The organism is Xanthomonas sp. WHRI 7945, assembly GCF_035026585.1.
The window spans coordinates 23573-30658 of the sequence record NZ_JAYIQP010000031.1; the positions used below are offsets into that span (position 1 = coordinate 23573).

Here is a 7086-nt window from a genome sequence, read left to right on the forward strand (position 1 = left end):
GCACGCTGGCGGTCGCGCGGCGCTCTGGCCGCGGCGGCCGCCCACCCTCCCAGGCAGGCGCGCGAGTGGATCGATCAGTTCATCCCGCGAATGTATAGGCCGTCTTGACCGTCGTATAGAACTCCACCGCATAGCGGCCCTGCTCGCGCGGGCCGTAGCTGGAGGCCTTGCGCCCGCCGAACGGCACGTGCGGATCGACCCCGGCGGTGGGCAGGTTGACCATCACCATGCCGGCCTGCGCATGCCGCTTGAAATGCGTGGCGTGCTTCAGCGAGCGCGTGGCGATGCCGGCGCACAGGCCGAATTCGGTGTCGTTGGCCAGCGCCAGCGCATGCTCGTAGTCGTCGGCCGGCATCACCGCCGCGACCGGCCCGAACACTTCCTCGCGCGCGATGCGGTGCTGCGGCTGCGCGGCGATCAGCGCCGGGCGCATGTAGTGGCCCTGGTGCTCGCATTCCAGCGCGTCGCCGCCGTACACCAGCTCGGCGCCCTCTTCCTGGGCGATGCGCACGTAGTCGCGGTCCTGTTCGAACTGGCTGGCGCTGGCGACCGGGCCGATGTCGATGCCCGGGGTCAGCGCATGGCCGATCTTCAGCGTGGCCAGACGCTTGCTGACCCGCGCGACGAATTCGTCGTACACCGCACGCTCGACGATCAGCCGGCTCGATGCGGTGCAACGCTGGCCGGTGGAGAAGTACGCGCCGTTGACCGCGATCTCCACCGCCAGGTCCAGGTCCGCATCGGCCAGCACCACCAGCGGATTCTTGCCGCCCATTTCCAGCTGGATCTTCAGCCCGCGCGCGGCGGCCTGCTTGAGCAGATGGTTGCCGGTAGGCACCGAGCCGGTGAAGCTCAAGGCGTCGATGCCACGGTCGTCGACCAGCGCCTGGCCGACGGTGCGGCCGCTGCCGATCACCAGGTTGAATGCCCCGCTGGGCAGACCGGCGCGGCTGAGGATCTCGGCCAGCGCCCAGGCGCAGCCGGGCACGATCTCGGCCGGCTTGAACACCACGGTGTTGCCGTAGGCCAGCGCCGGGGCGATCTTCCACGCCGGGATCGCCAGCGGGAAATTCCACGGCGCGATGATGCCGACCGTGCCGACCGGCTCGCGGGTGATCTCCACGTCCACGCCGGGACGGGTGGAGGCGAGTTTCTCGCCGGGAATGCGCAGCGCCTCGCCGGCGAAGAACTTGAAGATCTGCCCGGCGCGCGCGGCCTCGCCGATGCTCTCCGGCAGGGTCTTGCCTTCTTCGGAGGCCAGCAGCGTGCCCAGCTCCTGCTTGCGCGCCAGGATCTCGCTGCCGACGAAGTCCAGCGCGTCGGCGCGCTGCTGCGGCGTGCTCGCCGCCCACTTGGCCTGCGCCGCGTTGGCCGCGGCGATCGCGCCGCGCACCGCGTCGGCATCGACGCTGCCGACCTCGCCCACCGGTGCGGACAGGTCGGATGGATTCTCGTCCGCCGCGATGTCGCTGCCGGCCACCCACTGGCCGTCGATATAGCTCTGGAAACGCTGGCTCATGTCGTTCTCCCTTGCTCGGTTACAGCGCGCGCACGCCGCCCAGTGCGAACCCGGCCGCCACCCGCTGCAGCGGATTGACCAGGGCCGCGCCCAGCTCCGGCAGTTCGATCTCGAAGCGGTCGCCCGGCTCGGCCTGCACGCCGTCGGCGAAGCTCAGCGTGGCGGTGCCGAAGAAGTGCAGGTGCACGTCGCCGGGCACGCGATGCGCAGCGTACTTGAAGTGGTGGTATTCCAGATTGGCCAGCGAGTGGCACATGTTGGCCTCGCCGGTGACGAACGGCTTCTCCCAGATCACCGCCTCGCCGCGGCGGATGCGGCTGCTGCCGCGCAGGTCGCGCGGCAGCTCGCCGCTGCGCAGCTCCGGGCCGACCGCGCAGGCGCGCAGCTTGGAATGGGCCAGGTACAGGTAGTTCTGGCGCTCGGTGACGTGGTCGGAGAACTCGTTGCCGAGCGCGAAGCCGAGCCGGTACGGCACGCCGTCGGCGCCGATCACGTACAGCCCGACCAGCTCCGGCTCCTCGCCGCCGTCCAGCGCGAAGTCCGGCGACGGCAGCGGCGCGCCCGGCGCGACCAGGATGCTGCCATCGCCCTTGTAGAACCATTCCGGCTGCGCACCGGGCTGGCCGTCGCGCGGGATGCCGCCTTCCACGCCGAGCTGGAAGATCTTCATCGAATCGGTGAGCGTGCCCTGGTCGGCCTGCTGCTGCAGGTTCTGGTGCATCGCGTCGCGGGTCGCGGCGCTGCCCAGGTGGGTCAGGCCGGTGCCGGTGACGCGGCAGTGCGCCGGGTCCGGATGGGTCAGCGGCGACAGCACGCGGTGGTTGGCCAGCAGTTCGGCATAGTCGAGCACGATGTCGCCGAGCTGATGCGTGGCGTAGTCGTCCAGCGTGGTGCCGGCGGCGAGCGCGGCGTTGGCCAGCGCATAGGTCGAGTCGACTTCGCGCAGCAGGCGCACCTGGGTGCCGGCCACGTCCACCACGCCCACGCTGGGGTTGCCGGACTCGTCGAGCAGTTGGATCAATCGCATGAATCGGTCGCCTGTCGGAAATACGAAACAGCGGCGCGGCGGCAGGGAACGCCGCCGCGGCGGATGCGGGTTCCATTCTGGCCGGGCGACCCATATGCAACAAATATCGTTTTTGGCTTAATGTATACGAACATTCATATGCATTGGGCCGCCATGCCTACCGCCACGCCCTGGTTCGTCCGCGCCCGCCTGAAGACCCGGCAATTGATGCTGCTGCTGGCGATCGAGGAGGAAGGCAACATCCACCGCGCCGCCGAGACCTTGAACATGTCGCAGCCAGCGGCGTCGAAGCTGCTCAAGGACCTGGAGGACATGATGGCGGTGCCGCTGTTCGAGCGCCTGCCGCGCGGCATGCGCCCGACCTGGTACGGCGAGGCGATGATCCGCCATGCGCGCATCGCCCTGTCCAGCCTGGGCGAGGCCGGCGCCGAGATCGAGGCGCTGAAGGCTGGCTATTTCGGCAGCGTCAGCGTCGGCGCGATCGCCGGGCCGGCGATGACCCTGCTGCCGGCCGCGCTGGCGCAGGTCACCGAGCAGCATCCGCTGCTGCGCGTGGCCTTGCGCGTGGACGGCAGCGACGTGCTGCTGGAGCAGCTGGCGCAGAACAAGCTGGACATCGTGGTGGCGCGGCTGTTCGCGCGCCACGACAAGCGCAACCTGCACTACCAGGCGCTGGCCGAGGAAGAGGTGTGCGCGATCGCCCGCCCCGGCCACCCGCTGCTGGCGATGCCGCGACCGGCGCTGCGCGAACTGGCCGCCGCCGGCTGGATCGTGCCGCCGGACGGCAGCGTGCTGCGCCACCGCTTCGAACTGATGTTCCAGAACGCCGGGCTGGAGCCGCCGAAGCGGGTGGTGGAGACCTCGGCGCTGGTGGTGCTGCCGCAGCTGCTGCGCCATGGCGACTACCTGGCGGTGGTGCCGGTGGACGTGGCCCGGCATTTCGCCGACCACGGCAGCGTGGCGATCGTGCCGGTGGAACTGTCGTGCCGGATGGACGCATTCGGCATCGTCACCCGCACCGACTGGCTGCTGTCGCCGGGCGCACGGATCATGCTGCAGGCGCTGCGCGATGCGGCCGGACCGGCGTACGGCTATGTCGCACCGGCCGAGGAAGCGCTGGCGCCGGCGGATGCGCAAACGGGAGGATGAGGTCGGGGCCGAAGCCCGTCCTACAGTGCACCCAGCCAGCCAACCACAAGCCCCCTGCAGGAGCGGCTTCAGCCGCGACCGAACGCAGCCGCGGAGCATGCGCGCCGCCAAAGCGACGGGACCGAAGCCTCTCCCTACAGTGCATCCAGCGGGCGTGCCGCAAGTCCCTGTGGGAGCGACTTCAGTCGCGACGAGCGGAGCCTGGAATCGCGATCGTTTCAGTGATCGGCCCGGGCCCAAGCCCCTCCTACCTGTCAGCGCCGCACCCGCCGCTCATGTCCACCCCGCATCCACCACGAACTCCTGCGCCGTGATCGCACGCGCCTCGTCCGAGGCCAGGAACAGCGCCATGCGCGCGATGTCCTCGGGCATCACCTTGTCCGGCAGGCACTGGTTGCGCGCCAGCTCGCGCTCGCCGGCCTCGTCCAGCCACAGCGTGACCTGGCGTTCGGTCATCACCCAGCCCGGGGTCAGCACGTTGACCCGGATCCGCGCCGCACCCAGTTCGCGCGCCAGGCCGCGGGTCAGCCCGTTCACCGACGACTTGGCGGTGGCGTAGACCGGATAGCCGCCGGTCTTGCTCTGCCAACCGGTGGAGCCGAGGTTGACGATCGCACCGCCGCCGAGCCGCTTCATGCCCGGCACCACCGCCTGGATCGCGAAGAACGCGGCACGCTGGTTGATCGCCACGCAGCGCTCCCAGTATTCCGGGGTCACCGCGTCCAGCGCATGCCGGTCGTCGCTGCCGACGTTGTTCAGCAGCACGTGGAAATCGCCCAGCTCGGCGGCGGCCTCGCCCAGCGCCGCCTGCAGCGCGGCCACGTCGGTGACGTCGCAGCGGCGCCACCACGGCCTGGCCAGGCCGGCCGCGGCCAAGCGCTCGGCCAGCGCCGCGCTGGCCTCGGCCGCCACATCGACGAAGGCGACCTGCGCGCCCTGCCCGGCGAAGGCCTCGACCAGGGCCGCACCGATGCCCGAACCGCCGCCGGTGATGAAGACGCGGCGCCCGCGCAGGCTGCCGTAGGTTGCGTTGCCGGTATTCGGAGCCGCCGCGCTTGCCGTGTTGTCCATGCCGTTTCGCTCTAGGTGGATAGGATTTTGATATACGAAAAGAAATATCTGAATTCAGATATTTGTTATTTTTCATGTATCAATATGCCCGCTAGCATCGCCGACGTAAAGCACCCGGGCGACGCCGCGCAGGCACCGATCCGGGCCGATCAGGTCTCGAGGATTCCGCCAGCATGGGCTCACCCACCAAACCGGTCCGCCGCAGCCAGGCGTGGTTCGGTCGCGAAGGCAAGCAGGGTTTCTACTACCGCAGCTGGCTCAAGAGCGCAGGCCACCCGCACGACATGTTCGACGGACGCCCGGTGATCGGCATCTGCAACACCTGGTCGGAACTGACCCCGTGCAACGGCCACCTGCGCGAACTGGCCGAGCACGTCAAACGCGGCGTCTACGAGGCCGGCGGCTTTCCGCTGGAGTTCCCGGTGATGTCGCTGGGCGAGACGCAGATGCTGCCCACCGCGATGCTGTTCCGCAATCTGGCCAGCATGGACGTGGAGGAATCGATCCGCGCCAATCCGCTGGACGGCGTGGTGCTGCTGATGGGCTGCGACAAGACCACCCCGTCGCTGCTGATGGGCGCGGCCAGCGTGGACCTGCCGACCATCGGCCTGTCCGGCGGCCCGTCGCTGTCGGGCAACTGGCGTGGGCAGCCGCTGGGGTCGGGCACCGGCGTGATCCAGATGTCGGAGATGGTCCGCGCCGGCACCTTGAGCCAGGACGAGTTCGTCGAGGCCGAGGCCTGCATGCAGCGCTCCAAGGGCAGCTGCATGACCATGGGCACCGCCTCGACGATGGCCAGCATGGTCGAGGCGCTGGGCATCTCGCTGCCGGAAAACGCCGCGATCCCCGCCGTCGATGCGCGCCGCGCGCGGCTGGCGCGGCTCAGCGGCCGGCGCATCGTGCAGATGGTCGAGGAAGACCTGCGCATGTCGCAGGTGCTGACACGGCACGCGTTCGAGAACGCGATCAAGGTCAACGCGGCGATCGGCGGCTCCACCAACGCGGTGATCCACCTGCTCGCCATCGCCGGGCGCCTGGGCGTACAGCTGAGCCTGGACGACTGGGATCAGTTGGGCTCGCGGCTGCCGTGCCTGGTCAACCTGAAACCGTCCGGCCAGTACCTGATGGAAGATTTCTACTACGCCGGCGGACTGCCGGCGGTGATGCGCGAACTCGGCGAGGAGCTGAACCTGGACGCCCTCACCGTCAATGGCCGCACCCTCGGCGAGAACGTGACCGATGCGCCGTGCTGGAACCGCGAGGTGATCCACGCGCTGGACACGCCGTTCCGCGAGCAGGCCGGCATCGCCGTGCTGCGCGGCAACCTGGCGCCGGACGGCGCGGTGATCAAGCCCTCCGCCGCCTCGCCGCACCTGCTGCGGCACCGCGGTCGCGCGGTGGTGTTCGAGAGCATCGAGGACATGAAGGCACGCATCGACGACGAAGCCCTGGACATCGACGCCGACTGCATCATGGTGCTGAAGAACTGCGGCCCGCGCGGCTACCCGGGCATGGCCGAGGTCGGCAACATGCCGCTGCCGCCGAAACTGCTGCGCGCCGGCGTCACTGACATGGTGCGCATCTCCGATGCGCGCATGAGCGGCACCGCCTACGGCACCGTGGTCCTGCACGCCTCGCCCGAAGCCGCCACCGGCGGCACGCTGGCGCTGGTGCGCGACGGCGACATCATCGAACTGGACGTGCCCGGGCGCTCGCTGCACCTGGAGGTCAGCGACGAGGAACTGCTGCGCCGGCGCAGCGAATGGACCCCGCTGCCGACCCCGCTGCGCGGCTGGAGCAAGCTGTACGTGGAACACGTGCAGCAGGCGCACCTGGGCGCGGACCTGGATTTCCTGGTGGGCGGCAGCGGCGCCGACGTGGCGCGCGATTCGCACTGAGCGTCTTCCACTCGGGCAAACCACAAGCGAGCCGCTGCAAGAGCCTCCCTGTGGGAGCGACTTCAGTCGCGACGAATGAAGCGGTGAGCTCAACGGCCTCGGACAGCGTCGGGACTGAAGTCCCTCCCACAGTGCACCCAGCCAGCTCACCGCAAGCCCACTGTAGGAGCGACTTCAGTCGCGACGAGCGAAGTGGTGAACTCAACGGCTTCGGACAGCGTCGGGACTGAAGTCCCTCCCACAGTGCACCCAGCCAGTTCGCCGCAAGCCCACTGTGGGAACGACTTCAGTCGCGACGAGCAAAGCGGTGCGTTCAACGGCTTCGGACAGCGTCGGGACTGAAGTCCCTCCCACAATGCACCCAGCCAGCTCGCCGCAAGCCCACTGTGGGAGCGACTTCAGTCGCGACGAACGAAGCGGTG

Annotated in this window: 5 protein-coding genes; 2 read left to right on the plus strand and 3 right to left on the minus strand. The window is 69.3% G+C overall.

Annotated elements, in window-relative coordinates; all coding sequences use genetic code 11:
• Window positions 1-79 precede the first annotated feature (79 nt).
• Both VDQ83_RS17485 and araD1 read right to left on the minus strand, forming a co-directional pair.
• Window positions 80-1519 carry an aldehyde dehydrogenase family protein gene (locus VDQ83_RS17485; protein WP_455435872.1) on the minus strand — a complete coding sequence of 480 codons (1440 nt, stop codon included), beginning with the start codon at window positions 1517-1519 and terminating at the stop codon, window positions 80-82.
• Window positions 1520-1538: 19 nt separating this feature from the next.
• On the minus strand, window positions 1539-2546 hold the full coding sequence (gene araD1 / locus VDQ83_RS17490; RefSeq protein WP_455435873.1) for an AraD1 family protein: 1008 nt from the start codon (window positions 2544-2546) through the stop codon (window positions 1539-1541).
• 153 nt (window positions 2547-2699) lie between these two features.
• Between araD1 and VDQ83_RS17495 the strand changes: the two genes are divergently transcribed.
• Window positions 2700-3695, plus strand: a complete 996-nt coding sequence (locus tag VDQ83_RS17495) for a LysR family transcriptional regulator (protein ID WP_455435874.1) — start codon at window positions 2700-2702, stop codon at window positions 3693-3695.
• A 273-nt stretch (window positions 3696-3968) separates the two neighbouring features.
• On the opposite strand, the gene VDQ83_RS17500 is transcribed toward VDQ83_RS17495, so the two are convergent.
• Window positions 3969-4766, minus strand: a complete 798-nt coding sequence (locus tag VDQ83_RS17500) for an SDR family NAD(P)-dependent oxidoreductase (RefSeq protein ID WP_263397660.1) — start codon at window positions 4764-4766, stop codon at window positions 3969-3971.
• Window positions 4767-4939: 173 nt separating this feature from the next.
• On the opposite strand from VDQ83_RS17500, the gene VDQ83_RS17505 reads away from it, so the two are divergent.
• Window positions 4940-6664, plus strand: coding sequence for an IlvD/Edd family dehydratase (locus VDQ83_RS17505; protein ID WP_455435875.1), 1725 nt, complete (start codon window positions 4940-4942; stop codon window positions 6662-6664).
• Window positions 6665-7086: the final 422 nt, after the last annotated feature.

Bases quoted from the DNA above. Each gene is read 5' to 3' on its own strand.
- VDQ83_RS17495 (WP_455435874.1), top strand. From the start codon at position 2,700: ATGCCTACCGCCACGCCCTGGTTCGTCCGCGCCCGCCTGAAGACCCGG.
- VDQ83_RS17485 (WP_455435872.1), bottom strand. From the start codon at position 1,519: ATGAGCCAGCGTTTCCAGAGCTATATCGACGGCCAGTGGGTGGCCGGC.
- VDQ83_RS17500 (WP_263397660.1), bottom strand. From the start codon at position 4,766: ATGGACAACACGGCAAGCGCGGCGGCTCCGAATACCGGCAACGCAACC.
- araD1 (WP_455435873.1), bottom strand. From the start codon at position 2,546: ATGCGATTGATCCAACTGCTCGACGAGTCCGGCAACCCCAGCGTGGGC.
- VDQ83_RS17505 (WP_455435875.1), top strand. From the start codon at position 4,940: ATGGGCTCACCCACCAAACCGGTCCGCCGCAGCCAGGCGTGGTTCGGT.